Source organism: Mesorhizobium sp. M7A.F.Ca.MR.245.00.0.0 (genome assembly GCF_003997415.1).
Lineage (GTDB): Bacteria > Pseudomonadota > Alphaproteobacteria > Rhizobiales > Rhizobiaceae > Mesorhizobium.
Genome location: NZ_RZTE01000001.1, coordinates 47,335 through 73,978 on the forward strand (window position 1 = coordinate 47,335; position 26,644 = coordinate 73,978).

The 26,644-nt window shown below is 64.2% G+C and carries 23 protein-coding genes; 13 read left to right on the forward strand and 10 right to left on the reverse strand.

Annotated features, from left to right (window positions below):
• Positions 1-75 precede the first annotated feature (75 nt).
• The 5 genes from EOB80_RS00245 to EOB80_RS00265 all read left to right on the forward strand — a co-directional run bounded on the left by EOB80_RS00245 (position 76) and on the right by EOB80_RS00265 (position 5,597).
• Positions 76-1,719 carry an ABC transporter substrate-binding protein gene (locus tag EOB80_RS00245; protein WP_127326258.1) on the forward strand — a complete coding sequence of 548 codons (1,644 nt, stop codon included), beginning with the start codon at positions 76-78 and terminating at the stop codon, positions 1,717-1,719.
• A gap of 18 nt (positions 1,720-1,737) precedes the next feature.
• Positions 1,738-2,805, forward strand: coding sequence for an ABC transporter permease (locus EOB80_RS00250; RefSeq protein WP_127319783.1), 1,068 nt, complete (start codon positions 1,738-1,740; stop codon positions 2,803-2,805).
• Positions 2,806-3,097: 292 nt separating this feature from the next.
• Complete coding sequence (gene nikC / locus EOB80_RS00255; protein ID WP_127326259.1) at positions 3,098-4,024, forward strand: nickel transporter permease; 927 nt, start codon at positions 3,098-3,100, stop codon at positions 4,022-4,024.
• Entirely contained in the window at positions 4,021-4,854 is an 834-nt protein-coding gene (locus tag EOB80_RS00260) for an ABC transporter ATP-binding protein (protein ID WP_127326260.1), read from the forward strand. The genes nikC and EOB80_RS00260 overlap by 4 nt, the downstream gene beginning before the upstream one ends.
• The gene (locus EOB80_RS00265; protein WP_127326261.1) at positions 4,851-5,597 is read left to right on the forward strand and encodes an ABC transporter ATP-binding protein; all 747 of its coding nucleotides are present in this window, start codon (positions 4,851-4,853) and stop codon (positions 5,595-5,597) included. The genes EOB80_RS00260 and EOB80_RS00265 overlap by 4 nt, the downstream gene beginning before the upstream one ends.
• A 215-nt stretch (positions 5,598-5,812) precedes the next feature.
• On the opposite strand, the gene EOB80_RS00275 is transcribed toward EOB80_RS00265, so the two are convergent.
• Genes EOB80_RS00275 through EOB80_RS00285 form a run of 3 tightly spaced genes read right to left on the reverse strand, consistent with a single transcriptional unit; the run spans position 5,813 to position 11,129 of the window.
• The gene (locus EOB80_RS00275; protein WP_127326262.1) at positions 5,813-8,917 is read right to left on the reverse strand and encodes an efflux RND transporter permease subunit; all 3,105 of its coding nucleotides are present in this window, start codon (positions 8,915-8,917) and stop codon (positions 5,813-5,815) included.
• Entirely contained in the window at positions 8,914-9,993 is a 1,080-nt protein-coding gene (locus EOB80_RS00280) for an efflux RND transporter periplasmic adaptor subunit (RefSeq protein ID WP_127326263.1), read from the reverse strand. Before EOB80_RS00280 ends, EOB80_RS00275 begins: the two co-directional genes overlap by 4 nt.
• Entirely contained in the window at positions 9,990-11,129 is a 1,140-nt protein-coding gene (locus EOB80_RS00285) for an efflux RND transporter periplasmic adaptor subunit (protein ID WP_127326264.1), read from the reverse strand. The genes EOB80_RS00280 and EOB80_RS00285 overlap by 4 nt, the downstream gene beginning before the upstream one ends.
• A 243-nt stretch (positions 11,130-11,372) precedes the next feature.
• On the opposite strand from EOB80_RS00285, the gene EOB80_RS00290 reads away from it, so the two are divergent.
• Positions 11,373-12,650 carry a 4-aminobutyrate--2-oxoglutarate transaminase gene (locus EOB80_RS00290; protein WP_023811424.1) on the forward strand — a complete coding sequence of 426 codons (1,278 nt, stop codon included), beginning with the start codon at positions 11,373-11,375 and terminating at the stop codon, positions 12,648-12,650.
• Between the two features lie 101 nt (positions 12,651-12,751).
• Here the strand turns inward: EOB80_RS00290 and EOB80_RS00295 are convergent, their stop codons facing one another.
• The gene (locus EOB80_RS00295; protein ID WP_127326265.1) at positions 12,752-13,351 is read right to left on the reverse strand and encodes a LysE family translocator; all 600 of its coding nucleotides are present in this window, start codon (positions 13,349-13,351) and stop codon (positions 12,752-12,754) included.
• A gap of 98 nt (positions 13,352-13,449) precedes the next feature.
• Here EOB80_RS00295 and EOB80_RS00300 point away from each other — a divergent pair, with 98 nt between their 5' ends.
• Complete coding sequence (locus EOB80_RS00300) at positions 13,450-14,319, forward strand: LysR substrate-binding domain-containing protein (RefSeq protein ID WP_127326611.1); 870 nt, start codon at positions 13,450-13,452, stop codon at positions 14,317-14,319.
• 82 nt (positions 14,320-14,401) lie between these two features.
• Here EOB80_RS00300 and EOB80_RS00305 read toward each other — a convergent pair whose 3' ends face one another.
• From EOB80_RS00305 to EOB80_RS00315, 3 genes are all read right to left on the reverse strand, one after another.
• Complete coding sequence (locus EOB80_RS00305) at positions 14,402-15,052, reverse strand: dihydrofolate reductase family protein (RefSeq protein ID WP_127326266.1); 651 nt, start codon at positions 15,050-15,052, stop codon at positions 14,402-14,404.
• Positions 15,053-15,160: 108 nt separating this feature from the next.
• Positions 15,161-16,003: a protein-L-isoaspartate O-methyltransferase gene (locus EOB80_RS00310; protein ID WP_164762471.1), complete on the reverse strand. Its 843-nt coding sequence runs from the start codon at positions 16,001-16,003 to the stop codon at positions 15,161-15,163.
• An 81-nt stretch (positions 16,004-16,084) separates the two neighbouring features.
• On the reverse strand, positions 16,085-17,449 hold the full coding sequence (locus tag EOB80_RS00315) for an Nramp family divalent metal transporter (protein WP_127271218.1): 1,365 nt from the start codon (positions 17,447-17,449) through the stop codon (positions 16,085-16,087).
• Positions 17,450-17,682: 233 nt separating this feature from the next.
• On the opposite strand from EOB80_RS00315, the gene mntR reads away from it, so the two are divergent.
• Entirely contained in the window at positions 17,683-18,132 is a 450-nt protein-coding gene (gene mntR, locus EOB80_RS00320; protein ID WP_127271216.1) for a manganese-binding transcriptional regulator MntR, read from the forward strand.
• Between the two features lie 90 nt (positions 18,133-18,222).
• Positions 18,223-18,411 (forward strand): hypothetical protein, encoded by a 189-nt coding sequence (locus tag EOB80_RS00325; RefSeq protein WP_127321885.1) that lies wholly within the window; start codon positions 18,223-18,225, stop codon positions 18,409-18,411.
• Positions 18,412-18,568: 157 nt separating this feature from the next.
• Here the strand turns inward: EOB80_RS00325 and EOB80_RS00330 are convergent, their stop codons facing one another.
• Complete coding sequence (locus tag EOB80_RS00330) at positions 18,569-20,638, reverse strand: hypothetical protein (protein WP_245466196.1); 2,070 nt, start codon at positions 20,636-20,638, stop codon at positions 18,569-18,571.
• Positions 20,639-20,825: 187 nt separating this feature from the next.
• On the opposite strand from EOB80_RS00330, the gene EOB80_RS00335 reads away from it, so the two are divergent.
• From EOB80_RS00335 to EOB80_RS00345, 3 genes are all read left to right on the forward strand, one after another.
• A complete protein-coding gene (locus EOB80_RS00335; protein WP_127326269.1) occupies positions 20,826-21,725 on the forward strand; it encodes a neutral zinc metallopeptidase in 900 nt (299 codons plus the stop codon).
• A gap of 155 nt (positions 21,726-21,880) precedes the next feature.
• Entirely contained in the window at positions 21,881-23,146 is a 1,266-nt protein-coding gene (locus EOB80_RS00340) for a TCR/Tet family MFS transporter (protein ID WP_127326270.1), read from the forward strand.
• On the forward strand, positions 23,143-24,063 hold the full coding sequence (locus EOB80_RS00345) for an aldo/keto reductase (protein WP_127326271.1): 921 nt from the start codon (positions 23,143-23,145) through the stop codon (positions 24,061-24,063). The genes EOB80_RS00340 and EOB80_RS00345 overlap by 4 nt, the downstream gene beginning before the upstream one ends.
• A 373-nt stretch (positions 24,064-24,436) precedes the next feature.
• On the opposite strand, the gene EOB80_RS00350 is transcribed toward EOB80_RS00345, so the two are convergent.
• Together EOB80_RS00350 and carA are read right to left on the reverse strand one after the other, a co-directional pair.
• The gene (locus EOB80_RS00350; RefSeq protein WP_127326272.1) at positions 24,437-24,628 is read right to left on the reverse strand and encodes a hypothetical protein; all 192 of its coding nucleotides are present in this window, start codon (positions 24,626-24,628) and stop codon (positions 24,437-24,439) included.
• 41 nt (positions 24,629-24,669) lie between these two features.
• Complete coding sequence (carA, locus tag EOB80_RS00355; RefSeq protein ID WP_127271513.1) at positions 24,670-25,887, reverse strand: glutamine-hydrolyzing carbamoyl-phosphate synthase small subunit; 1,218 nt, start codon at positions 25,885-25,887, stop codon at positions 24,670-24,672.
• A gap of 276 nt (positions 25,888-26,163) precedes the next feature.
• Between carA and EOB80_RS00360 the strand changes: the two genes are divergently transcribed.
• Positions 26,164-26,613: a GatB/YqeY domain-containing protein gene (locus EOB80_RS00360; RefSeq protein ID WP_127326273.1), complete on the forward strand. Its 450-nt coding sequence runs from the start codon at positions 26,164-26,166 to the stop codon at positions 26,611-26,613.
• Positions 26,614-26,644 lie beyond the last annotated feature (31 nt).

A 26,644-nucleotide genomic window follows, 5' to 3' on the forward strand; every position in this document is an offset into this window, starting at 1 on the left:
CAAGGCCCGAAAAGAATTCCACAACCCTGAGCCGGGAACTCAGGTCAACAAACAACAAAACAGGGAACAATCACGATGATGATGGAAAAGTTTGCTCTACGCTCTCGCTTCCTGCTGGCGGGTGCAGCCATGTCCGCGCTGCTTCTGGCCGGCGCGCCCGCCGGTGCGGTCACGCCCGCCGACACGCTGGTCGAAGGTTTCGCGATCGACGACATCATCTCCATGGATCCGGGCGAGGCGTTCGAGCTGTCGACCGCCGAGGTCACCGGCAACACCTATGATCTGCTTGTCCGTCTCGACCTCAGCGACACCTCCAAGGTCAAGGGCGACCTCGCCGAAAGCTGGACCGTCTCCGACGACGGCCTGACCTACACGTTCAAACTCAAGCCCGGCCTGAAATTCGCTTCCGGCAACCCGATCACCGCGGCCGACGTCGCCTGGTCGTTCGAACGCGCCGTCAAGCTCGACAAGAGCCCGGCCTTCATCATCGGCCAATTCGGCATCAGCGGCGACAACGTCGCCGAGAAGGCCAAGGCGGTCGACGAGACCACCTTCCAGTTCACCGTCGACAAGGCTTATGCCCCGAGCTTCGTCCTGAACTGCCTGTCGGCAACGGTCGCTTCGGTGGTCGACGCCAAGCTGGTCAAGGAACATGTCGCGGCGGTCACGCCGAGCGCCGACTACAAATGGGACAATGATTTCGGCAATGCCTGGCTGAAGACCGGCTATGCCGGCTCCGGCGTCTTCAAGCTGCGCGAATGGCGTGCCAATGAGGCAGTCGTTCTCGAGCGCAACGACAATTATTACGGCGAGAAGGCCAAACTTGCCCGCGTCATCTACCGCAACATGAAGGAAAGCTCGGGCCAGCGCCTGGCGCTCGAAGCCGGCGACATCGACGTTGCCCGCAATCTCGAGCCGAACGATCTCGACGCCATCGCCAAGAATGCTGATCTGACCTCGACCAGCGCGCCGAAGGGCACGGTCTATTACATCAGCCTCAACCAGAAGAATGCCAACCTTGCCAAGCCGGAGGTACGCCAAGCGTTCAAATACCTGGTAGACTACGATGCGCTGAGCTCGACGATCCTCAAGGGCATCGGCGAAATCCACCAGACCTTCCTGCCCAAGGGCGTGCTCGGCGAATTGGATGAGAATCCGTTCAAGCTCGATGTCGCCAAGGCCAAGGAGTTGCTGGCCAAGGCCGGTCTGCCCGACGGCTTCAGCGTAACCATGGACGTACGCACCGGCCAGCCGACGACCGGCATGGCGGAATCGATCCAGCAGACGCTTGGCCAGGCCGGCATCAAGCTCGAGATCATCCCGGGCGACGGCAAGCAGACGCTGACCAAATATCGCGCCCGCAACCACGACATCTATATCGGCCAGTGGGGCCAGGACTATTTCGACCCGAATTCCAACGCCCAGACCTTTGCCTCGAACCCGGACAATTCGGATGCGGGCAAGTCCAAGACGCTCGCCTGGCGCAACGCCTGGGACATTCCGGACCTGACCAAGGAAACGGAAGCAGCACTGCTCGAGAAGGACGCCGGTAAACGCGCTGACATGTACAAGGATCTGCAGAAGAAAATTCTCGACACCAGCCCCTTCGTCGTCATCCACCAGCAGCTGGAAGTCGCCGGCCTGCGCAAGAACCTCAAGGGCTTTGCGCTCGGCCCGAGCTTCGACAGCAATTTCGTCGGGCCGGTGTCCAAGGAATAGTGCTCGCGGACACGCCGCATGAGCACGGTTGAAAAGGAAGTGGCGGCGGGGCGTGGCAGCGCCCGCGCCGTCGCTATTGCGTCATCGCTTGGCCGTTTCCTGGTCATTGCGATCACGACCTATCTTGGTCTGCTCGCGGTCACCTTCTTCATCGGCCGCGTCATTCCGATCGACCCGGTGCTGGCGGTGCTCGGCGACCGGGCGCCGGCCAATGTCGTCGAGCGCACGCGCCGGGAGATGGGCCTCGACCTGCCGTTGATCGAGCAGTTCTACATCTATGTGAAAAATGCCCTGAACGGTAATTTCGGCATCTCCGTGCTGACCACCAATCCGGTCATGACCGACATTCGCCGGGCGCTGCCGGCCACCACCGAACTGGCGACGCTGGGAACGCTTATCGGGGCGCTGTTCGGCGTGCCGCTCGGCGTGCTGGCGGCGGTCAAGCGCGGCAGTCTCATCGACCAGATCGTGCGCATCATCGGCCTGATCGGCTATTCCGTGCCGATCTTCTGGCTCGGCCTGCTGGCGCTGGTGCTGTTCTATGCCAAGCTGCAATGGGTTGCCTTCCCGGCGCGGCTCGACGTCGTCTACGAATACACTTTTACGCCGATCACCGGCTTCTATCTCCTCGACTCCGCGATGCAGGGGCAGTGGGACGTGTTTTACGACGCCTTCCGCCACATCATCCTGCCGGCATCGCTGCTCGGCTACTTCTCGCTCGCCTATATCAGCCGCATGACGCGCTCGTTCATGCTCAACGAACTGTCGCAGGAATACATCGTCGCGGCACGCGCCAAGGGCCTGTCGGAAACCCGCATCATCTGGGGCCACGCGCTGCGCAATGCGGCGGTGCCGATGGTGACGGTGATCGCGCTCTCCTATGCCGGGCTGCTCGAAGGCTCGGTGCTCACCGAAACAGTGTTTTCGTGGCCGGGCATCGGCCTTTACATCACCAATTCGCTGCAGAACGCCGACATGAATGCGGTGCTCGGCGGCACCATCGTCATCGGCTCGGTGTTCATCGCCATCAATCTCCTCTCCGACCTGCTGTATCGGGTGCTCGATCCGAGGACGAAGGTTCAATGAGCAGAGGTATTCCACTTTCGGGCCTAGAGCAGTTCACCGTTTCACGGAAACGGCGACCCGCTCTAACTCATTGTTTTTACGCAATTCCGGACGGAAAACCGTTTCACACTTTTCCTGGAATTGCTGCGGCCAATCACCCCCACTCCGGCCCTTCGGGCCACCTCTCCCCCTGCCCGGGGGAGAGGAAAAGCCGGTCGCACGCCTGGCGCCTTTCATCTCCCCCGTCGAGCGGGGGAGAGGTGGTCTGCGAAGCGGGCCGGAGTGGGGGTCGACAGTACCAAGAGGCATCGTCATGACCGCCTCCGACGCCCGCCCTCTCTCCCGTCGCGACTGGCTGCTCAGCGAGCGGCCGGCCTCGCGTATGCAGGCAAGGCTCGGTCGCGCCTATGTGGCGTGGCGGCGCTTTTCCGCCAACCGTCTGGCCTTTCTCGGCCTGCTCATCATCGTTGCCCTGCTGGTCGTTGCCGCCCTTGCCGGCGTGCTGGCACCTTATTCTCCGACGTTCGGCGACCTGAAGAACGCGCGCCTGCTGGCGCCGAGCGCCGAGCACTGGTTCGGCACCGATGATCTCGGCCGCGATATCCTGTCGCGCATCCTCTACGGCTCGCGCTGGACCCTTTATGTGGTCATCCTGGTCGCCATCATCGCGGCACCGATCGGCCTTCTGGTCGGCACGGTGGCCGGCTATGCCGGCGGCTGGACCGATGCCATCCTGATGCGCATCACGGACATCTTCCTCGCCTTTCCCAAGCTGATCCTGGCGCTGGCCTTTGTCGCAGCACTTGGCCCCGGCATCGAGAATGCGGTGCTGGCCATCGCCATCACCTCATGGCCGCCCTACGCCCGCATCGCGCGGGCAGAGACGCTGACGGTGCGCAATTCCGACTACATCAAGGCGGTGCAGCTGATGGGCGCCTCGCCCTTCCGCATCGTGCTGCGCCATATCATGCCGCTTTGCATTTCGTCCCTGATCGTCAGGGTGACGCTCGACATGGCCGGCATCATCCTGACCGCCGCCGGGCTCGGTTTCCTCGGCCTCGGCGCGCAACCGCCGCTGCCCGAATGGGGCACGATGATCGCGTCCGGCCGCCGCTTCGTGCTCGACCAGTGGTGGGTGGCCGGTGCGCCGGGCTTCGCCATCCTCATCGTCAGCCTCGGTTTCAATCTGCTTGGCGATGGGCTACGCGACGCGCTCGATCCCCGTAGTGGTGACCAATGAGCGCGCTTCTCGACGTCGACGACCTGCGCGTCACCTTCCCGACCCGCACCGGGCTGATCGAGGCGGTGCGCGGCGTCTCCTTTTCGCTCGGTCGCGAACGGCTCGGCATCGTCGGCGAATCCGGCTCCGGCAAATCGCAGACCGGCCGCGCCATTATGGGGCTGACGCCGCCGCAGGCGCGGATATCGGCCAACAAGCTCGCCTTCGACGGCATCGACCTGCTCAGCGTCTCGGCGCGCGAACGTCGGAAGCTGCGCGGCAAACGCATCGCCATGATCCTGCAGGACCCGAAATATTCGCTCGACCCTGTCATGAGCATCGGCCGCCAGATCGTCGAGACGCTGCGCACCCATGAAAAGGTCGGCAAGGCCGAGGCACGCGACCGCGCATTGGCCATGCTGGAGGCGGTGCAGATCCGTGATCCCTCTCGCGTCTTCAACCTGCATCCGCATGAAGTTTCGGGCGGCATGGGCCAGCGCGCCATGATCGCCATGATGCTGATCGCCGGTCCGGAAATGATGATCGCCGACGAGCCGACCTCGGCGCTCGACGTCACCGTGCAGCTTGATGTGCTCGGCATTCTCGACCGGCTGGTCAGTGAGCGCGGCATGGGGCTGATCTTCATCTCGCACGATCTGCGCCTGGTCTCGTCCTTCTGCGACCGCGTCATCGTCATGTATGCCGGCAAGGTGGTAGAGCAGCTCAAGGCGTCCGAACTCGGCCATGCCCAGCATCCCTACACGCGCGGCTTGCTCAATTGCATGCCCAAGATCGGTGCCGACCGCCACCCGCTGCCGGTGCTCGACCGCAAGCCGGAGTGGGCGGCATGACTTCCGCGATTGCCGTCGACAGGCTGGAAGTGATCTTCGACCGTTTTCGCGCACTGAAGGGCGTCAGCCTCGACGTGCAGCCGGGCGAATCCTTTGGCCTGGTCGGCGAATCCGGCTCCGGCAAATCGACGCTGCTGCGGGCCATCGCCGGCCTTGCACCGGTCGCTTCGGGCGGCATCGCCGTCAACGGCAAGACGCTCGGGCCACGCCGCGACAAGGCCTTCTACCGCGAAGTGCAGATGGTCTTCCAGGATCCGTACGGCTCGCTGCACCCGCGCCAGACCGTCGACCGCCTGCTGCAGGAGCCGCTTGCCATCCATGGCTTTGCCGACGGCGAAAAGCGTATCCAGCGGGCGCTCGACGAGGTCGGCCTCGGCAACGGTTTTCGGTTCCGCTATTCGCACCAGCTCTCCGGCGGCCAGCGCCAGCGCGTGGCGATTGCGCGTGCACTCATTCTCGAACCGTCGATCCTGCTGCTCGACGAGCCGACCTCGGCGCTCGATGCCTCGGTGCAGGCGGAAGTGCTCAACCTGTTGGAAGAGGTACGCAGGCGGCGCAAGCTGACCTTCCTGATGGTCAGCCACGACCTCGCCATCATCACCCATATGTGCGAGCGGCTGATGGTGATGCAAAGCGGCGAGGCGGTGGAGAATCTGGCGGCGGCAGACCTTGTCGAACGCCGCGTAACCAAGGATTATACGCGCAATCTGTTGCGGGCCAGCGATGGGTTTGTGAGGGCGTAGCTGAATCTCTACGTCGAGTTCTGTGGCGCCTCCCTCTGGCCTGCCGGCCATCTCCCCCACGGGTGGGGAGATTGGCAGTCATCGCGGCCTTCGCCAATCTCCACCGTTGCAGGTCGAGCGCGGCGCTGAAGCCTCCGATCTCCCCCCTTGTGGGGGAGATGTCCGGCAGGACAGAGGGGGGCGCGAAGGAACGCGGCGCTGCTCGCAACCTGCCCTCAGGCCGTGCCGCCTTCCGGGATGGTAGCATCATCGGCAGGAGCTGTGTTGTCTTGCTCCTGCTTCGGCTCCTTGATCCTGAACCACGTCACATAAAGCGCCGGCAGGAACAGCAGCGTAATCGCCGTGCCGGCAATGATGCCGCCCATCATGGCATAGGCCATCGGCCCCCAGAACACTTCGCGTGCGATCGGGATCAGCGCCAGGCTGGCGGCGGCCGCCGTCAGCGCGATCGGGCGCATCCTGTGTTCCGTCGCTTCGATGACAGCGGCCCAGCGGTCCTTGCCTTCCCGGACGAGATCCTCGATCTGCACGATCAGGATGACCGAGTTGCGGATCAGGATGCCGATCAGCGCCAGCACGCCCAGGATGGCGACGAAGCCGAGCGGTGCTCCGCTCGGCACCAGGGCCGCCACCACGCCGATCAGGCCGAGCGGCGCCACGGCCACCACCAGGAACAGACGCTGAAAACTCTGCAACTGCACCATCAGGATCGTCGCCATGACGAACAGCATCAACGGCACGACGGCGGCGATCGGTCCCTGGCTTTTGGCGCTCTCCTCGACCGAGCCGGCGGTGGCGATCGAATAGCCCGGCGGCAGCTTGGCGGTGAAGGCATCGACCGACGGCTTCAACTCGTTGACGACGGTGGCCGGCAGCACGTCGCCGACCAGTCCGGCGCGCACGGTGATGGTCGGGATGCGGTCGCGTCGCCACACCGTTGGCTGCTCCAGATCGTAGCGGAAGTTGGCGACGGCCGCGAGCGGGATCGCCTCGCCGGTACTGGTCGGCAGCTGCATGTTCTGCAAGGTTTCGATCGAGCCGCGTTCGGACCCACGCGAGCGCGCCACGACATTGATCAGATAGGTGGCGTCGCGCACCTGCGTGATAGTGGCGCCGCCGACCGTACTGTTCAGCGCGCTGGCGATGTCGGAGGAGGTGATACCGAGCTGGCGTGCCTTGTCCTGCAGCACGTCGACCCTCAGCACACGCTGCGGCTCGTTCCAGTCGAAGGTCGGCGCTGCTAGCTTTGGATTGGCGGAGATGACACCGGCGAATTGCTGCGCCAGTTCGCGCACCGTCTGGATGTCGGGACCGCCGACGCGATATTGCACCGGGCGGCCGACCGGCGGTCCGAGTTCGAGCGGCTTGACGAAGGCGTCGGTGCCGACGAACTCCTCGCGCAGCAGTTTTTCAAGCGCCGGCTTGACCCGGTTGCGGGCCGCGATGCTTTTGGTGACGATGACGGTCTGGCCGAAATAGGGGTTGGCCGGCTGCACGTCATAGGCGAGCACGAAACGCACCGCGCCCTGGCCGATATAGGACGAAAAATGGTCGATGTCGGGATTGCCGACCAGCGCCCGCTGCTCGAACCGCTCCATCTGGTCGCGCGTATCGGCGATCGAGGCATTCTGCGGCAGGTTCCAGTCGACGATCAGCTCCGGCCGGTCCGATGGCGGAAAGAACTGCTGCTGCACCAGCCCGAAGCCGGCGATCGAGCCGGCAAACAAAAGCACTGTGACGATGATGGTCAGCCAGTGATGGCGCACCGAGCCGACAAGCACGCGCCGGAAAAGCGAGGTGAAGCGGCCAGGCTGGTCGTGATGCTTGGTTTTCATCGTCGCCGGCAGGATGGTGACGCCGAGCAGTGGCGCAAACAGCACCGCCACGACCCATGACACCAGCAGCGAAACGGCGATGACCACGAACAGGGTGAAGGTATATTCGCCGGCGGCGCTGTTGTTGAGGCCGATCGGGATGAAGCCGGCGACCGTCACCAGCGTACCGGTCAGCATCGGAAAGGCGGTCGATGTGTAGACATAGGTCGCCGCCTTGCGCAGATTGTCGCCGACCTCCAGCCGCGCCACCATCATCTCGACCGCGATCATCGCGTCGTCGACCAGAAGCCCGAGCGAGATGATCAGCGCCCCCAGGGAAATACGCTGCAGCGAAATGCCGAGATAGGCCATGACCGTGAAGGTGATGGCCAGCACCAGCGGGATCGACAGCGCCACGACGAAGCCGGCGCGCATGCCGAGGCTGATGAACGACACGGCGAGCACGATGGCGACCGCCTCGAACAGCGCGCGCGTAAAGCCCGAGACGGCCTCCTCGACGATGACCGGCTGGTCGGCCACCAGATGCACGCCGACACCGACCGGCAGGTCGGCCAGCACCTTGTCCATCTCCTTGTGCAGCGCCTCGCCGAATTCGAGCAGGTTGGCGTTGGGTTTCATGCCGATGGCGAGCCCGATCGCGTCCTGGCCGTTGAAGCGGAATAGCGCCGTAGGCGGATCGACATAGCCGCGCGTGATCGTCGCCACGTCGCTGAGGCGGAAGAAACGGTCATCGACCCGCAGATTGATGGCGCGCAGGCTGTCCTCGGAGGTGAACTGCCCGCCGACCCGCACGCTGATGCGCTCCGGCCCGGACTGGATGACGCCGGACGGCGTGATCGCGTTCTGCGCCTGCAGGCTCGCCACGATCGCTTGCTGGTTGAGGCCGAGGGCGGCGATCTGGCGGGTCGAGAATTCGAGATAGATCGCCTCGTCCTGGGCGCCGACGAGGTCGACCTTGCCGGCGTTGGGCACGGTCAGGATTTTTGTTCTGGCGTCCTCGACATAGTCGCGCAACTGGCGCGGCGTCAGCCCGTCCGATGTGAAGGCGTAGATGTTCCCATAGACGTCGCCGAAGCGGTCGTTGAAGAAGGGTCCCTGCACCCCCTGCGGAAACTGCGCCGCGATGTCGTTGACCATGTTGCGCACCTGAATCCAGTTCGGCACGACATTGCGTGCTTTGGTGGTGTCCTTCAGGTTGACGAAGATGACGGTCTGGCCGGCCGTGGTGACGGACTTGGTGTAGTCGAGGCTGTCGAGTTCCTCGAGTTTCTTCTCGATACGGTCGGTCACCTGCTGCACGGTTTCCCTGACCGAGGCGCCCGGCCAGTTGGCCTGGATGATCATCGTCTTGATGGTGAAATTGGGGTCTTCTTCACGGCCGAGATTGAGGTAGGAGAACACGCCAGCCACGACGAAGACAAGCATGAAATACCAGACCATGGAGCGGTGGTTGAGCGCCCAGTCGGAGAGATTGAAGCCTTTCATGAGGCCACTCCCTCGGGCACTGTCACCTTCTGGCCTTCGCTCAGGCTGTGGACGCCCGCCGTGACAACACGCATGCCGGCCTCCAGCCCCTCGGCCACCGTGAAGGTGCCGCCATTCTTCGACGCGACCTTTATGTCGTGTGCGTTCACGCTGGATGTCTGCGGGTCGACGATCCATACTTTCGCGGAACCGTTCTTTTCGAACAGCGCCGACATGGGCAATTCGATCGTCGGTGCCACCTTGGTCACGCGGGTCGCCGTCACCGTCGAGCCGAGCCGGAAGGCCTGTGGCGGATCCGTGAGCGTCAGCTTGACGCGCCGCGTGCGGGTCGAGCCCTCGGATTGCGGTGCGATCTCGCGCAGCTTGGCCCCGGTCTGGATCGTAGGCAGCGACTGCAGGATCACCTGGAAGGGCGTGCCGGCCTCAAGATCACCGGTCAATTGATCGGGAATGTCGACCACCGCCTCGCGCAGGTCCGAACGCGCCACGGTGACGACGGTCTGGCCGGGCGAGACCGTCTGGCCAACTTCGGCGCCGACCGCGGTGACGACACCGTCGAAATCAGAGAACAGCCTGGCATAGCCGAGCTGTTCCTGCGATTTGGCAAGCGAAGCCTTGGCCCGCTCGACACCTGCCTCCGCGGCTTTGCGCGCCTGCTGCGCGGCATCGAAGACAGCTTGCGTGGCGTTGGCCGAGGCGAGCAACTGGCGCTGCCGTTCTTCGCTGGCGGCGGCGTTGGCGAGCTGCGCCTCGGCATTGGACAGTTCCGCCTTGGCCGCCTGGAGGCCCAACTCCAGTGCGGCCGGATCCAGTGCCGCTATCGTCGTGCCCTTGCTGACGATGTCGCCGACCTGGACGTCGCGCGAGACGACCCGGCCAAGCAGGCGGAAGGCCAGGTCGGCGCTGACCTGCGGTTCGACGGATCCGGCAAAACCGAAGATTTGCGTGGTGCGCGGCTCGATCACCATCGACAGCACCGGTCGGACGATCTCGGGCGGCTTTTCCTCCGACTTGGAGCAGGATGCCAGCGCGCCGAGCATGAGCACGCCGAGCAGGATGCGTGGCGTCCGGCTCATTGGCCCGCTCCCGATATCTCGATCGTCTGTCCAGGGCTGAGCAGCTGTCCTCCAGCGGTGACGACGCTCTGGCCCGCATCCAGCCCCTTGGCGATCACGACCGTGCCCGAATTGAACGCCAGCACTTCGACCGGCGCCATCGTCACTGCCTTGGTCGAGGGATCGACGATCCAGACCGCCGGCTTGCCGCCGCTGGACGTCAGCGCCTGCCAAGGCAGCAGGATCGCCTTCGCCGGCTTGGCGCTTACCGTGCCGATGACGGCTGCCCCAAGCGGCATGCCGGCGGGCGTGTCGGGAATGGCGATTTTGACCCGGATCGAGCCCGAAGCCGGGTCGACCGCAGGCGAGATTTCGCGGACCTTGCCCGTCGCCCTGACCTGCGGATCGGACAACAGCGTGATCGTCACCGCAGGCGATGCCGGTGTCTTGGCGATCAGCGTCTCCTGCACGTTGAACACGGCGTCGCGGTCACCGTCCTCGGCGACGGTGAAGACGGTTTGCGCGGCTTGCACCACTTGGCCGGTTTCGACTTGGCGGGCGGTGATCACGCCGGCGGCGCCGGCCTTGAGCTCGGTGAAGGACAGGTTTTGCTGGGCGTTGGAGAAAGCGCTCTGCGCGGCATCGACGCTGCCTTGTGCCACCTTCAGGGCCTGGTCCGCGGCGTCATAATCGCGCCTGGTGGTAAAACCCTGGGCGAGCAGCGTCTTCTGCCGTTCGAAGGCGGCGGCGGACTGGGTCAATTGCGCCTGCGCCGCGTCGAGATCGGCCTGCGCCGAGCGCAAATCGGATTCCTGCTCCTGCGGATCGATCCGGGCGAGCACCGTGCCTTGATCGACATGCTGGCCGACATCGACAAACCGTTCGGCGACGCGACCGCCGACCCGGAACGACAGATTGTTCAGCGTACGCGCCGCGATCACCCCGGTCAGTGAGGTCCTTGGCGCATAGTCGGCCATCGCCACCGTTTCGGTGCGCACCATGATCTGCAGTTTCTTGTCCACCGCTTCCTGCTTCTGGCAGCCGACCAAAAGCAGCGCAGCCGTGCAGGCGAAAAGCGCTGGGGCGGCTGGAAAAGACAAAAGACCGGGAGCTTGGACCGATGGCTGCGAGACGGGCGAAGTCACGTTCCTGCTCATGGGCTCCCCCGGCCGCGGGCCGCCCGCTGATCGCGATGCCTCGTGGACATCCAGAGGATAGTCGATCCCCGGGAAAAGGAAACCGGTCTCGTACGTGTATCGCCTGACTGGTTAAGCGCCGGATCTGCCCACCGCAGGCCCAATCGCCTGCCGGTGGTGCCGACTTGAGGAAAACGTGAAATAAGGTCAGAAGACGTCTCAACGGCATCAAACAGGACGGGCGCCGGCCCGGTGAGGGATACGATGAAGAATTCAGCCATTTCCGAACGCAAGAACCAATCGATTTCCCGCGGCGTAGGCATGACCACGCAGATCTATGCCGACCGGGCTGAAAATTCGGAAATCTGGGATGTCGAGGGGCGTCGCTATATCGATTTCTCCTCGGGCATCGCCGTCGTCAACACCGGGCATCGCCATCCCAGGGTGATCGAGGCGGTCAAGGCACAGCTCGACCGCTTCACCCACACCTGCCACCAGGTGGTGCCCTATGAGAGCTATGTGCGCCTGGCCGAACGGCTGAACGGCATGCTGCCCGGCAAGTTCGAGAAGAAGACGATCTTCGTCACCACCGGGGCCGAGGCGGTAGAGAACGCCATCAAGATCGCCCGCAATGCCACCGGCCGTCAGGCGGTCATCGCCTTCGCCGGCGGCTTCCATGGCCGCACCTTCATGGGCATGGCGCTGACCGGCAAGGTCGTGCCCTACAAGGTCGGCTTCGGCGCCATGCCGGGCGACGTCTATCATGCGCCGTTCCCGGTGCCGCTGCACGGTGTCTCGGTCGCCGACTCGCTGGCCGCGCTCGACCGGCTGTTCAAGGCCGATGTCGATCCGGCCCGCGTCGCAGCCATCATCATCGAGCCGGTTCAGGGCGAAGGCGGTTTCTACGACGCGCCGCGTGACTTCCTGGTTGCGCTGCGCAAGCTTTGCGACCAGCACGGCATGCTGCTGATCGCCGACGAAGTGCAGACCGGCTTTGCCCGCACCGGCAAGATGTTTGCGATGGATCACCATGAGGTGGCCGCAGACATCACCACCATGGCCAAGAGCCTGGCCGGCGGTTTCCCGCTGGCCGCGGTCACTGGCCGCGCCGAAATCATGGATGCGCCCGGCCCCGGCGGGCTCGGCGGCACCTATGGCGGCAGCCCGATCGGCGTTGCCGCCGCGCACGCCGTGCTCGACGTCATCGAGGACGAAAACCTGTGCGACCGCGCCAACACGCTGGGCGCAAGGCTGAAGCAGCGGCTGCAGTCGATCCGTGACGACGTGCCCGAGATCGTCGACATCAGAGGCCTCGGCTTCATGAACGCGGTCGAGTTCAACGACGTCAAGAAGGGCCTGCCATCGGCCGAGATCGCCAATGCGATCCGGCTGAAGGCGCTCGACAAGGGCCTGATCCTGCTGACCTGCGGCGTCTACGGCAACGTCATCCGCTTCCTGGCGCCGATCACCATCCAGGACGAAGTCATGAACGAAGCGCTCGACATTCTGGAAAGCTCGATCCGCGAAGTCTGCGCCGCCTGAACTTCTACCTCCCCCTTGTGGGGAGGTCGGACCGAAGGTCCGGGTGGGGGTCTGCGCTGACCTTGCAGGACTTGGCTCCTTCTTCGCAATTCCATGGCCGTCTAAGCCGTCCGCCACATCGGAATGATCGAGGCGGCCAGCACCAGTGCCAGCACGATGTTGAGCGCGCGCCATTGCCATTCGGTCTTGAGCAGCCGCGCCAGCACCATTCCGGCCACGCACCACAGTGAAAGCGAGGCGGCGGCCGCGAGGCCGAAGGTGGCGCCGAGCAGCAGCGCGAGTTGCACCGGTCCGCTTGCCAGCGCCGCGAACGAGGCCGCGGCGCCCAGTCCCATCGCCCAGCCTTTCGGGTTCATCCATTGAATGCCGGCGCCGCCCAGAAAGCTGTTCGGCCTGGCCATGCTCACATCCAGATTGGGCGGTCCGCTGCGGCCGATCTTGATCGCCAGCCAGAGGAGATAGAGCGAGCCGATGACCTTCATGGCCAGTTGCAGCGAAGGCACGGCAAGCAGCAGACCGGCAAGCCCGGCGGCAGCGGCACCCGTGACGGTGGCGAGGCCGGCGGCGCTGCCGACCAGCAGGGGCACGGAACGGCGAAAGCCGAACTGCGCGCCGGACGCCGTAGACAGGGTCGTGGCGATGCCGGGCGTGGTGGTGGCGACGATGGCAAACAGGATGAGCGGGAGAATGGGCTCGAGCATGCGGCGTCCTCTGTGAGAGGGCTGCGATCGTAGCCGCGCGCGAACTTCAGTAAATGCAATGTTTGCCATGGTCAGCATTAGGATAGATAATGCCACCCATGATCCGAAATCTCGACATGGCGCTGATCCGCACCTTCATCACCGTCGCCGACAAGGCCAGCATGACGGCGGCGGCCAATGCGCTGCACCTGACGCAAGGTGCTGTCAGCCAGCAGGTCAAGCGGCTGGAGGAGGCGCTCGGCTCCAGCCTGTTTACGCGCGACCGGCGCGGCTTGCGGCTGACGCGCGCCGGTGAACAGCTGTTCGGCAGGGGCAAGCGGTTGCTGGCCTTGAATGACGAGATCTGGGCCGAGATGGCTGGGACACCGGTGGCCGGCCAGGTGCGGCTGGGCGTGCCCTACGACCTTGTCGGCACCTTGCTGGCGCCGGTGCTGAAGACCTATGCCGAGACCTATCCGCAGATCGAGATATCGCTGGTCTGCGCCTCGTCGCCGGAACTGACGGCTGCCCTTGCGGCCGGGACCATCGACCTTGCAGTGATCGAGGAACGCGTCGGCCCGTCGGCCGGTGAGTGCCTTGCCATCGACCGGCTGGTCTGGGTCGGTGCCAAGGGCGGCATTGCCCGCGCCAAGCGGCCGCTGCCGGTCTCGATCGTCGCCGATACCTGCGCCTTCCGTCCGGCGGTGCTGGCGGCGCTCGGTGAGCATGGGCTGGAGTGGCGCACCGTGTTCGAAAACGGCAACATCGACGCGACGACCGCGACGGTGCGGTCGGACCTTGCCGTCACCACCTGGCTGGCCTCCACCGTGCCGGCCGATCTGGACATACTGCCATCGGAGTCCGGCCTGCCGCCGCTGCCGAATTTTGCCATCAATCTGCATCTGCCGAGGCACGGTGTCGGGCCGGCCGCGCAGGAATTCGCGCGGCACATCCGCGATGGCCTGGCGCGGCGGCCGGTGGCGGCTTGAGAGACTTCTCAGAACTTGGGTTCCTCTACCCCGTCGCTCTCCCCCCTCCGGAGGGAGAGGAAAGCACGCCAAGGCCGTCCTGCTACTTCCAGTTCCTGCGCCGTTCGAGCTCGGCCTCGGATGCTTCTCCTGTGACAAACGAGCCGACCTTGATCTCGCCTGATCGTTCGTAGGTCGCCATGATGACGCCTGTGCTGGTTGCCTGCGACTTGATGAGCTTGAAGGCGGCCGGCATCGCGCTGTCGCCGAACAACCGCTTGCCTTTGCCCAGCAACAGCGGGAAGATCATCAGCCGAATTTCGTCGATCAGCCCGTTGGCGAGCAAGGTCTGGATCAGATCGCCAGATCCCTGGATGAGCAGGTCAGGGCCATCCTCCTGCTTGAGACGGCGCAACTCCGCAACGGTATCAGGCCCGAGCGATTGCGTGTTCTGCCAGGTGAGGGTGTCAGGCCGATGCGTCGCCACATATTTGGTCGCGGGGTTGAAGGCATCCGCGATCGGATCTTTCTGATACGGCCAGTAGGCGGCGAAGATGTCGTAGGTTCTGCGGCCGAGCAGCAGGGCGAAAGGCTTGGAGAACAGTTCATCCATCGCCGCGCCCCCCGCCTCGTCAAAATAATGGAAGGTCCAGCCGCCGAACTTGAAGCCGCCGACCGGATCCTCATGCGGGCCGCCGGGCGCCTGCATGACGCCGTCGAGGCTGACGAATGTCGCCGAGATGATCTTTCTCATTCCAATGCTCCCGCTCTTCGGTCCACGCCGTCGTGGCCGGACTTCAGCCCAAGGACGGGCGACGAGCCACCGGTCCGACAGGACATATGAAATTTTGGCAAACCACCATCATTTGCGAGGCCCGGGGTGGAGATCTTCCGACGAGAACCAGACATCGCCCGATATGGCGGTGGCGGTGTCGTCCGGCGCCCTGTCCTGCACCAGCCAGATCGAGCGGCTGCGCGCGGCCTGCTCGCGCGTCGGGATCCTCGACGCTGAGGCTGCGAGCGAGGCGCCGACGCAGGGAATGAACCACGACCGCATGAACGGATCGCAGGCGAAGCCTTTTTCGGTGCGGGTCACCATCACCGCCAGCGGGACGCGCTCGGCCGGGCGCCAAGGGAAGATCATGCGGCCGCCGGGCCGCAGCGCCTTCAGCCACCCTGCTGGTGGCGCTGCGACGCCAGCATTGACGTAGATGATGTCGGATGGCGGCAGGGGCGTCGTCACCGCATCGCCATGGACGACCGTTGCATTGCCATATGCTTCGAGATTTTTGCGCGCCAGATCGGCCAGTTTTTCGTCGAGTTCGAAGCCGGTGACGGTGCCTCCTGGTAAAACCAGCCTGGCCAGCACGGCGGTGTAGTAGCCGGTGCCGGCGCCGATATGAGTGACGGCCTCGCCAGGTTTAGCCGCAAGCTTTCCGATCCACATGGCATGCAGGAAGGGCTCGCCATTGTTGATGCCCTTGTCGTCGTCGAGCGTCACCAGCACGTTCTGGTAGACATGGGCCGGGTCGGCGCTCGGCGTCGTGACCTTGCCGTTGCCGGCGATGACCGTCCACGGACCGGGACCGAGAAACGCTTCGCGCGGCACCTCGGTGAAAGCCGCTTCCAGGCGTGGGTCGGGCGAGCCGGCATGGGCGACCAGCAGCCGCGCGTAGAATTTCCTGATGTCTTCGATCCGGGCCATGCTGCGGGACAACATAGCGCGGATTACCGATTTGTCGCGAGACTACCCTTGGCGCACGGTAGTCGATTTTCGAAGCGGAGCTTAGCCGATGCCGAACATGGTGTCGTAGAGCAGCTTGAAGTTGAGCCCCAGGATGACCGCGGCGACTACCCAGGCAAGGGCGGCGACGCCGCGCGGAATGGCGAGATTGCCCATCTTCTTCTTGTCGGAGACGAACTGCACCAGCGGGACGACCGCGAAGGGCAACTGCATCGACAGGATCACCTGGCTGAACACCAGCAACTGGCCGGTGCCCTTTTCGCCATAGAGCGCAGTGACGACCACCACCGGGATGATGGCGAGGCCGCGCGTCAAGAGCCGGCGTGCCCAGTTGGGGATGCGCAGGCGCAGGAAACCCTCCATGACGATCTGGCCGGCAAGCGTTGCGGTCACCGTCGAGTTCAGGCCGGAAGCCAGCAGCGCCACCGCGAACAGGATCGAGGCGATGCCGAGGCCGAGCAGCGGCGACAACAGCTCGAAAGCCTGGCCGATCTCGGCAACATCCTGATGGCCGGTGTTGTGGAAGGCGACCGCCGACACGATCAGGATGGCGGCATTGACGAACAAGGCCAGCATCAGGGCGATGGTCGAGTCCGTCGTTGCCCATTTGATGGCGTCGCGCTTGCCCTTTTCGGTGCGTTCATAGGCGCGGGTCTGCACGATCGAGGAGTGCAGATAGAGATTGTGCGGCATGACGGTGGCGCCGATGATGCCGATGGCGATGTAGAGCATCTCCGGGTTGGTAACGATCTGCGACGATGGCACGAACATGGCATGCAGGATCGAGCCGGCCGGCGGGGCGGCGACAAAGATCTGGATGGCGAAGCAGCTGAAGATGATGATCAGCAGCGCGACGACGAAAGCTTCGAGATAGCGGAAGCCCTTGTTCATCAGCAGCAGCACGAGGAAGGCGTCGAGCGCCGTCAGCATGGCGCCGCCGATAAGCGGAATGCCGAACAGAAGTTGCAGCGCGATCGCGGTGCCGATGACTTCGGCCAGGTCGCAGGCGATGATGGCCAGTTCGCAGGCAATCCACAGCACGAAGTTGACTGGACGGGGATAGTAGGCGCGGCAGGCCTGGGCGAGGTCGCGGCCGGTGGCGATGCCGAGTCGTGCCGCCAGCGCCTGCAAAAGGATCGCCATCAGGTTGGACAGCATGATGATGAACAGCAGCGTGTAGCCGAACTGCGCGCCGCCGGCGAGGTCGGTCGCCCAGTTGCCCGGATCCATATAGCCGACCGAGACCATGTAGCCGGGACCCATGAAGGCGAACAGGCGGCGGAACCAGACCCCCGAACTCGGAACGGCGATCGACGCGTTGACCTCGCGCAGGCTGGGCTCCTCGTCCTCGTCGGGCCTGGCGAACCGCCATGAGGAACGGGAGGCTGTGGCTTCGACTTCGGACATGGGGGAGGGCTTTCCGGGAGACTGGGCGATGTTCCCTTAAGCTATGCCATGGCTCAACATTATGCAATATGCTATATTTCATTGTCGGTGCTTTTTATTCTGCTGGCGGTGTCGGGCGAACTCGCAATCGGAAGTCCGGTTGCACCTGTTGCGGAATGCAAATAAACGGCCTGAAGAATCAGAGCCCGTGCTATGAAAGCATGGATGGCAAATAGTCCTGGGAGGAGCGCGTATTGGCGCTGAAGAACAGACCGGTCCCGCGCGAGCCGCTGCTTGACGCCGAAATTCATTCGGAGGGCTTCCGGCAGCAGCGCGAAGCGCGCCGCAGCGCGCTGGTCGAGGATTATGTCGAGCTGATCGCCGACCTGATCGAAGACGGCAACGAGGCGCGCCAGGTGGACATCGCCGCACGCCTGGGCGTCGCCCAGCCGACAGTGGCCAAGATGCTGACCAGGCTGTGCGCCGACGGCCTGGTGTCGAGAAAGCCCTATCGCGGCGTGTTCCTGACCGATGCCGGCCGCAAGGTCGCGGAGCAAAGCCGCATCCGCCATCAGACGGTGGAAGCCTTTTTGCGCTCGCTTGGTGTCAGCGCCGAGACGGCGCGCATCGACGCCGAAGGCATCGAGCACCATGTCAGCGCCGAGACGCTGGAAGCTTTCCGCAAGGCGATGACGGCGCGCTGAGCCGCCAGATTTCCGGCGCTGCCGGAACCGTCGCACGCCGGGCACGTTGCTCCCGACAGCGCGCGTTTTGTCGCGCGAACGGAGGAAGCGATGGGCATCGAACAAGCACCGACCGCAAAGGGCAAGCAGGCGGCCGCGGGACTGAAACAGGCGGCGGCGAGGGACGAGCGCAAGACCGAGGCGGAAACCGGCCGTCCGCTTAAAAAGGGCGCGGCGCGTTTCGAGGAACGGTCGAAGAGCTCTGACGGCAAGAGCGCCGGCGCCAAACAGGAAGATTAGGCGTCTGACGTGATTGGCTAGAGGCCAAGGCCGCTGTTGGACGTGGTTTACGTCCTTTCTTGCGGCAGTGTCTATCGCCCTCCGCTATGGCTGCGGGCGTTCGAGCCTTTTGAAAGGTCCAGTGGACCTTTCAATTTGCCTGCGGCAAACCGTTCCCTCACTCCCTGACATCCTGCACCCAGCTGCGCGGGTGGCCGTCGACGCGGAACTGGAAGATGAAATAGGGCGGGATGCAGGTGCCTTTGCCGGCTTTTGCCTGCACCAGATCGTCATAGCCTGCGGTGCAGATATAGTCCTCGCGGCAGGGATGCGCCTTGTCGCAGGCGCGCAGGCCGGCGGTCTTGGTGAATTCCTTCGTGCAGAATTTGTGGTCCTTGCCCGACGCGATGCAGTCGTTGAAGCCGGTCTTGGCCAGACGTCCGCACGTCGCCTCGTCGGGAAGCTTGTCGCAGCTCGCCTTGCGCAGCATGCCACCGGGAAAGCCGCCGGTCTTCTGCTGCGGATTGTCGTAGCGCTGGCGCGCCGCGCCATAGCCGGCGAGCTTGACCGGCGGCTTCTTGTCCCGCGCCGGGTCGATGGCGCAGGCCTTGGCGGTGGCCGGGGAGAGGCGGCAATACTGGTCGCTGCCCCAGCTCGACATCCTGATCTCGCCGAACTCGACGGGATCACCGACCGCGGTGCCCGCGTCACTGACGCAGGTGCCGAAGCCCGGATGGATGGCGCTTTCGTGGACACCTGCGCAGCGCAGGCCCGCACCGCAGTTCCAGTCCTTGAAACTTGCATCCTCGCCGCGATAGCAGATCGAGCCCCAGCCATTGTAGAGGTCGGTGCCTTTCAGCGCCTCGGCATATCTGGCGTCCGGACGGGCGGCGAAGCCGCGCGTAAAGTCCGGGTGACTGCCGGCGGCGAACTGCTCGACGATGGCGCGGCGGCGCGGCAGGTCGGCGAAGAACACAGCCGAGCCCGGCACGAAGACGGCGTTGCGGCGCGGCTCGCTGGCCGGATCGGCGCCGGTGTAATGAAAGCCGGCAATGCCATGCGTCTGATGGCAACCGGTGCAGCTCATCTCGTTGAGCCGCAATTTGAAGCCGGCCGCCGACTTGATGGTGGCGAGCGTATTACCCCTGGCGACGTAGTCCTTCAGCGCCTTGTCGATGTCGGCGTCGTCGACCAGCCCGTAGACGATGTTGTTCTGCGACCGGCTGAGGCCGCCGGGTGCGACGGAGACGGCGCTCCTGGCCAGGAATTTTTCATCGATGACCAGCCGGCCATGGTCGAGGTCGTAGATGTTGCGGTCGGTGAGCAGCCATTTGGCGAAAGACGGCTTGTCGGCCAGCACGGTGGCGCGGTCGATCTGGTTTTCCATCTTCGCTTCATAGAAGCTGGACGTCGCCGGATCCCATTTGAAGATCTTCAGGAGGTATTCGGCATGACCGCCGAAATCGCGCCGCGTCGAGGCAGACAGGCGCAGCACCTGCATGTTGAGTTCGAGTCGCATGATCTGCGACGAATTGAGCATGGCGCCCGACAGCGGCCCCTCGTCGGAGCGCAGCCAGGCGGCAAGCTGGTCGGGCGGCAGGTCCTTTTTTCCGGCTGCCAGCCAGCGCTGGGCAATATCGGCGCAGGACACATCGGTGGCGCTTGGCAGGTCCTTGGAGGCGCGCGCTTGTGCCTGCCTGGGTTTGGCGTTGAACACCAGGCTCATGGTCAACGGCAGCCGCGAGGAAATGCGCTGGCCTGCCTTTCCCTTGACCGGCTTTTCAGCAATCGAATAGTGGAAGCGGTAGATCAGCCGGATCTCGCCGCATTCGGTGTGGCCGAGATAGCCGCGGTCCATGCGGTTGACAACGCCGGTGAGGTCCAGCGTCGAGCCGTCGTCGTCGATGTATTTTGGATTGAATTTCTGGCTGGTGTCCTTCGATCTGGCCATGTCGGCGACATAGGGGTCCGGACTGGTCTTCGGCTCGTCGGCGATCTGCTGCTTGACTGTGTCGCGCACCGTCGCCAAAGCCGGTACCGAGAACAGACCGCGATTGTCGACCTCGCGGGTCAGGCCGAGCGCTGGCCCCAGCAGGCGGCTGATCGACAGTCCGCCGCGTTCCAATGCCTGCAAGGTGGCGGGGTCGGTGACGGCAACGCTGGAATCGAGCGTCACCGCGCCGGCTACCGGCGTGCCGAGGCAAAACAACGCCGCAATCAGCGACAGGAACGAACCGATCGTCTTCAAGCCCAATACATCCCCCATCCACGAGCAATGCTACAGGCCTTGCGCACTCTCGGCCAGAGCGGTGAGGCCGTCATGCCAGAACCGCCGCGGTCTGGAAAAATGCTGTGACTTGGAGCAACCATTGAGATAGTTGTTTGTTGGGTTGAGCCCCGCAACAACGGGGAAGTTTGCAGCGCGAGGAGTTGCCATGCTCTGGAGAGGTCGTCGTCAGAGTGACAATATCGAGGACGACCGCAGCGGCGGTGGCGGGCTCGGCGGCGGCGGTGGCCAGTTCCGCATTCCGATCGGCGGCCGCACCGGTGGCGGCGGCAGCATCTTCCTCGTCATCCTGGTGGTGCTGGCCGGATGGTATTTCGGCTTCGATCCGTCGACGATCCTGGGTGGTGGCGGACTGGCGCCGGGCGGCGGCGGCCAGATTACCGAGGACAGCGGCTCTGCTACGCCGGCCAATGATGAGATGAAGCAGTTCGTGGCGACCGTGCTGGCCGAGACCGAGGACACGTGGACCGGCATCTTCAAATCGCAGGGCCTGACCTACGAGGATCCGAAGCTGGTGCTGTTCAGCGGCCAGATCCGTTCGGCCTGCGGCTCGGCGTCGTCGGCCGCCGGGCCGTTCTATTGTCCGGGCGACCACAAGGTCTATCTCGATACAACCTTCTTCCAGCAACTCGACCAACAGTTCGGCGCCTCTGGCGACTTCGCCCAAGCCTATGTGATCGCGCACGAGGTCGGCCACCACGTGCAGAACTTGACGGGCATTATGTCCAAGTTCAACCAGATGCGGCAAGGCATGGACCAGGCGGAGGCCAACCAGATGTCGGTGCGCATCGAGCTGCAAGCCGACTGCTTCGCCGGCGTGTGGGCGCATTTCACCGGGCAGAAGGGCATCTTGGAACAGGGCGATTTCGAAGAGGCGCTCAATGCTGCCCAAAAGATCGGCGACGACACGCTGCAGAAGAAGACGCAAGGCTATGTCGTGCCGGAAAGCTTCAACCACGGCACCTCGCAGCAGCGGCAGACCTGGCTGGCGCGTGGTTACAAGAGCGGCAAGCTGTCGGAGTGCAACACGCTGAGTGGGCCGATCTGACCAGGCCGTTTTCGAGCTTCACCTGCCGGCGATGTTGCCGTCAGGGGCTGTCAGGATGAACGCATCCGGATTGTTCCCTTATTGTTCCTTGCCGCGGGCTCGCCTATAAGTGCGTCCGCCTGCGCCTGAGGGCGAGCAGAGGAGCTTGATCCTGCATGATCGACCCCAAAACCGCCAGACGGGGCCTTGCGCTCGTCTTCACCACGCTGTTGCTCGACATTATCGGCTTCGGCATGATCATGCCGGTGCTGCCGGCCTATCTCAAGGAATTGACCGGGGTCAGCATCAGTGGCGCGGCGATCGAAGGCGGCTGGCTGTTCTTCGTCTATGCGGCGATGCAGTTCGTCTTCGCGCCGATCATGGGTGGCTTGAGCGACCGGTTCGGGCGGCGGCCGATCTTGCTCGCATCGGTGCTGACCTTCTCCATCGACAATCTGATCTGCGCGGTCGCCTGGTCCTACCCGATGCTGTTCATCGGGCGTGTGCTGGCCGGCATTTCAGGCGCCAGCTATTCGACGACTTCAGCCTTCATCGCGGATATCTCGAACGATGAGAACCGGGCAAAGAATTTCGGCCTGCTCGGTATCGCGTTTGGCGTCGGCTTCGTCATCGGGCCGGTTCTGGGCGGGCTGCTCGGCACGTTCGGGCCGCGCGTGCCATTCTATTTCGCCGCCGGGCTCGCCTTCGTGAATTTCCTCATTGCGTTGTTTTTCCTCCCGGAAACGCTCGATGACAAGCATCGCCGCCGCTTCGAGTGGAAACGCGCCAACCCGGTCGGCACGCTGCTGCAGATGCGCCAATATCAAGGCATCGGCTGGATCGGGCTTGTCTTCTTCCTGATGACGCTCGGACACATGATGTATCCGGCGGTCTGGTCGTTCGTCTCCAGCTACCGCTATGGCTGGAGCGAGCAGCAGATCGGCTTCTCGCTCGGCGCCTTCGGCCTGTGCGGTGCGATCGTCATGGCGACGGTGCTGCCGCGCGTGATCCCGAGGCTTGGCGAGTGGAAGACGGCGGTCATCGGCCTGACATTCACGGCAGCCAGCGCTTTCGGCTATGCCTTCGCGTCGCAAGGCTGGATGATCTATGCGGTGATCGTCGTCGGCTGTCTGGAAGCGCTGGCCGATCCGCCGCTGAGGAGCCTCGCCGCCGCCAAGGTGCCGCCTTCGGCGCAGGGCGAGTTGCAGGGCGCGATGACCTCGATCTTCTCGATCACCTCGATCATCACGCCGCTGCTCTATACGGCGATCTTTTCCTGGTTCACCGGGCCAAGCGCGCCGGTGACCTTCGGCGGTGCGCCCTATCTGGTCGGCGCATGTTTTCTGACGCTGGCGGTCATCGTCTTCGTCACCAAGGTGGCGAGGCCCGCGGCGCGCGCAAATGTCTCCGTCGGCGTCGCCGAAGATGGAGCGCAGGTGTGAGCCATGACAGCCGCATTGCGCTGACTCGGGACGGACTGTCGCTGTCGCGGTTGGTCTTCGGCGCCTCGCGTCTGCTCGACAGCGCCGACCGCCCGGATGCCGATCAGGTCGCACGGCTGATCGGCACCGCCGTCGATCTCGGACTGACCAGCTTTGATCATGCCGACATCTATGGGCACTATGAGGTTGAAGCGGCCTTCGGCGCCGGGCTGGCGCGCTGGAAAGGCAAGCGCGACAGCATCGAACTGATCTCGAAATGCGACATCATGAAGAAATCGCCAAACCGGCCGGACAACCGGCTGAAGCACTACGATACCAGCGCCACTCATATCGCGGCCTCGGTCGACCGCTCGCTCGCCAATCTCGGCACCGACTATCTCGACCTGTTGCTGCTGCATCGGCCGGACCCGTTGATGGATGCCGATGAGACGGCGACGGCACTGGCCGGCCTGGTCAAAGCCGGTAAGGTGAGGGCGGTCGGCGTCTCCAATTTCACGCCGTCGCAGTTCGATCTGCTGGCCTCGCGAATGCCGTTCGCGCTCGCCACCAACCAGATCGAGATGTCGGTGCTGAAGACATCAGCGCTGACCGATGGCAGCCTCGACCACGCGCAGCGCCTTGCCTATGCGCCGATGATCTGGTCGCCGCTCGGGGGCGGCTCGCTGTTCACCGGCAAGGAGGGGCGCGAGGCGCGGGTGCGGGCAGCGCTTGCTGCGGTGGCCGCCGAGATCGGCGCCGGCGATCTGGCTGCCGTCGCGATCGCCTGGCTACTGCGCCATCCGGCCCGATTGGTGCCGGTGCTGGGTTCGATGAAGCCGGAACGGCTGGCCGCCATGGTCAAGGCGCTCGATATCGTGCTCGACCGCCAGAAATGGTTCGCCGTCCTGGAAGCCAGTGAAGGCCGGCCGGTGGCGTAAGGGTGGCGCTCGTGCTGCTTGGAGGTCTGCCGGTGGCACTATCCATCATTCGCTTTAGCGGACTGTTGTTCCATGGATATTGGCCGCGCCCCCAAGCATCGTCATCCCAGGGCGAAGCAGGAGCGTAGCTCCGTCGCGGAGACCCTGGGATCCATGCCGTGACTCCGGCCATGGAGTGCAGCGGAGCAGAATTCTGCACCGCTGCGGCGCTTTGAAGTCACGGCATGGATCCTCGGGTCTGCGCTGCGTCGCTACGCTCCTTGCTCCGCCCGTGGATGACGATGGGAGGCAAGTCTCAGCCAAATGTCGAAGTCACGCGATTTGCCTTCGAATGATCAAAGCTTCTTCGTCGAGGATTTAGTGCTCAATTCATTTACTCGGAATGCCGAATATTGATCTGCGCCAGTTCGGCGAGCGTGAGCCGGCCCTGCAAGATATCCATGGTCACGTCAGCGGGCAGTGTTTTTTCGATTTTCAGCTGAGCCTTGCGTTCATCGTAGATCGCCACATCTGCGGCGTCTTCAAGGGCTTCTTCAGCGGCATGTAGGTTCGTATTTTTGCGCATGTCTTTGCCCCAAAACTGTGCCGCGCCGTCGCGGCGGTCCGCTAAGCCCGCTCGGCCAGCAATTCCTCGCCGCGCTTTTCGCGGATCAAATTGACGAAGCGACGGAACAGATAGTGCGAATCCTGCGGGCCGGGCGAAGCTTCCGGGTGATGCTGGACCGAGAACACCGGCCGGCCGGTCAGCGTGATGCCGCAGTTCGAACCATCGAACAGCGAGACGTGGGTTTCCTCGACGCCTGATGGCAGCGAGTCGGCATCGACGGCAAAGCCGTGGTTCATCGAGACGATCTCGACCTTGCCGGTGGTGTGGTCCTTGACCGGATGGTTGGCGCCGTGATGGCCCTGGTGCATCTTGGCGGTCTTGCCGCCCAGCGCCAGTGCCAGCATCTGGTGGCCGAGGCAGATGCCGAACACCGGGATGTCGGTCTTCAACAGATCCCGGATGACCGGCACGGCATAGTCACCGGTGGCTTCCGGGTCGCCGGGGCCATTGGAGAGAAAAATGCCGTCCGGCTGCATGGCAAGGATTTCTTCGGCGCCGGTCTTGGCCGGCACCACCGTGACCTTGGCGCCGAGGCCGGCGAGCAGGCGCAATATGTTGCGTTTGACGCCATAATCGATGGCGACGACATGCATTGTCGGTTCGGTCTGTTCGCCAAAGCCTTCGTTCCACACCCAGGGCGTCTCGCGCCAGACCGAGGACTGGCCCGAGGTGACATCCTTGGCGAGGTCGAGCCCGATCAGGCCCGACCATGCGGCGGCGCGCCGCTTCAGATCGTCGAGATCGAACACGCCGTCGGGCGCGTGCGCGATGACGGCGTTGGGCATGCCCTTTTCGCGGATCAGTGCGGTCAGAGCGCGCGTGTCGATGCCCGACAGGGCGACGATGCCGCGCTTCTTCAGCCATTGGTCGAGACCGGCGCCGGCGCGATAGTTGGAAGGGTTGGTGACATCGGCCTTGAACACGGCGCCGACGGCACCGGCGCGGGCGGCGGGATTGAGGTCCTCGATGTCCTCGTCATTGGTGCCGATGTTGCCGATATGCGGGAAGGTGAAGGTGACGATCTGGCCGGCATAGGAAGGGTCTGTGAGGATTTCCTGGTAGCCGGTCAGCGCCGTGTTGAAGCAGACTTCGGCGACGGCGGAGCCGGTGGCGCCGAGACCGCGACCTTCGATGACGGTGCCGTCGGCCAGCACCAGAAGGGCGGTCGGCTTTTCAGTGGCCCAGGCGGGCGTCGAGGCGGCGGTCATCTCGGCCATGCGGCACTCCTATCAGGCCGCGCGCTGCAACCGGCCCGGCGGGCCATCTGCGCGGCAAACGGCGCGAAGCGGCGATTTCGCGGCTCCCACGCAGTCAAATTTCCGTTCATGCAAGGCCCAGTACATAGGGGAAGGGGGCAGGGCGGTCAATGATCATGCGAAATGCCGCCAGGTTTTATTTCACCTAGCAAAATCAGTGGCTTGCTCCGGCACATCAGGGTTTGCCTTGGCCCGCCCGCGGCGCTATTGTCCGCGCCGATCGAAGGAGAATGCACCATGCGCGGCAAAATCGCCGAATCCCTGAAGAGCGCGATGAAGGCGCAGGACAAGCACCGGCTGCCGACATTGCGGCTGATCCAGGCGGCTATTCACGACCGCGACATCGCCAATCGCGGTTCGGGCAAGGAGCCGGCCAGCGACGAGGAGATCCTGCAGATCCTGGCCAAGATGGTGAAGCAGCGCGAGGAATCGGCCAAAGCCTTCGACGACGGCAAGCGGCCCGAACTCGCCGCGCAGGAGCGCGGCGAGATGGAGATCATCCGCACCTTCCTGCCGACGCAGTTGGACGATGCGGCGGTGACGGCTGCGGCGCGCGAGGCGATCGCCGCGACCGGTGCGGCCAGCCAGAAGGACATGGGCAAGGTGATTGCCGCACTGAAGCAGAAATATGCCGGCCGGATGGATTTCGGCAAGGCGAGCGGCATCGTCAAGGGTCTGCTGCAGTAGGGTGCTGCTCATCTCGTCGCTTGGGTGGCCG

Bases quoted from the DNA above. Each gene is read 5' to 3' on its own strand.
- EOB80_RS00340 (WP_127326270.1), top strand. From the start codon at position 21,881: ATGATCGACCCCAAAACCGCCAGACGGGGCCTTGCGCTCGTCTTCACC.
- EOB80_RS00285 (WP_127326264.1), bottom strand. From the start codon at position 11,129: ATGAGCAGGAACGTGACTTCGCCCGTCTCGCAGCCATCGGTCCAAGCT.
- EOB80_RS00290 (WP_023811424.1), top strand. From the start codon at position 11,373: ATGAAGAATTCAGCCATTTCCGAACGCAAGAACCAATCGATTTCCCGC.
- EOB80_RS00245 (WP_127326258.1), top strand. From the start codon at position 76: ATGATGATGGAAAAGTTTGCTCTACGCTCTCGCTTCCTGCTGGCGGGT.
- EOB80_RS00300 (WP_127326611.1), top strand. From the start codon at position 13,450: ATGATCCGAAATCTCGACATGGCGCTGATCCGCACCTTCATCACCGTC.
- EOB80_RS00315 (WP_127271218.1), bottom strand. From the start codon at position 17,449: ATGTCCGAAGTCGAAGCCACAGCCTCCCGTTCCTCATGGCGGTTCGCC.
- EOB80_RS00280 (WP_127326263.1), bottom strand. From the start codon at position 9,993: ATGAGCCGGACGCCACGCATCCTGCTCGGCGTGCTCATGCTCGGCGCG.
- EOB80_RS00325 (WP_127321885.1), top strand. From the start codon at position 18,223: ATGGGCATCGAACAAGCACCGACCGCAAAGGGCAAGCAGGCGGCCGCG.
- EOB80_RS00360 (WP_127326273.1), top strand. From the start codon at position 26,164: ATGCGCGGCAAAATCGCCGAATCCCTGAAGAGCGCGATGAAGGCGCAG.
- EOB80_RS00295 (WP_127326265.1), bottom strand. From the start codon at position 13,351: ATGCTCGAGCCCATTCTCCCGCTCATCCTGTTTGCCATCGTCGCCACC.
- EOB80_RS00265 (WP_127326261.1), top strand. From the start codon at position 4,851: ATGACTTCCGCGATTGCCGTCGACAGGCTGGAAGTGATCTTCGACCGT.
- EOB80_RS00250 (WP_127319783.1), top strand. From the start codon at position 1,738: ATGAGCACGGTTGAAAAGGAAGTGGCGGCGGGGCGTGGCAGCGCCCGC.
- EOB80_RS00260 (WP_127326260.1), top strand. From the start codon at position 4,021: ATGAGCGCGCTTCTCGACGTCGACGACCTGCGCGTCACCTTCCCGACC.
- EOB80_RS00275 (WP_127326262.1), bottom strand. From the start codon at position 8,917: ATGAAAGGCTTCAATCTCTCCGACTGGGCGCTCAACCACCGCTCCATG.
- EOB80_RS00335 (WP_127326269.1), top strand. From the start codon at position 20,826: ATGCTCTGGAGAGGTCGTCGTCAGAGTGACAATATCGAGGACGACCGC.
- EOB80_RS00350 (WP_127326272.1), bottom strand. From the start codon at position 24,628: ATGCGCAAAAATACGAACCTACATGCCGCTGAAGAAGCCCTTGAAGAC.
- carA (WP_127271513.1), bottom strand. From the start codon at position 25,887: ATGGCCGAGATGACCGCCGCCTCGACGCCCGCCTGGGCCACTGAAAAG.
- nikC (WP_127326259.1), top strand. From the start codon at position 3,098: ATGACCGCCTCCGACGCCCGCCCTCTCTCCCGTCGCGACTGGCTGCTC.
- EOB80_RS00310 (WP_164762471.1), bottom strand. From the start codon at position 16,003: ATGGCCCGGATCGAAGACATCAGGAAATTCTACGCGCGGCTGCTGGTC.
- EOB80_RS00305 (WP_127326266.1), bottom strand. From the start codon at position 15,052: ATGAGAAAGATCATCTCGGCGACATTCGTCAGCCTCGACGGCGTCATG.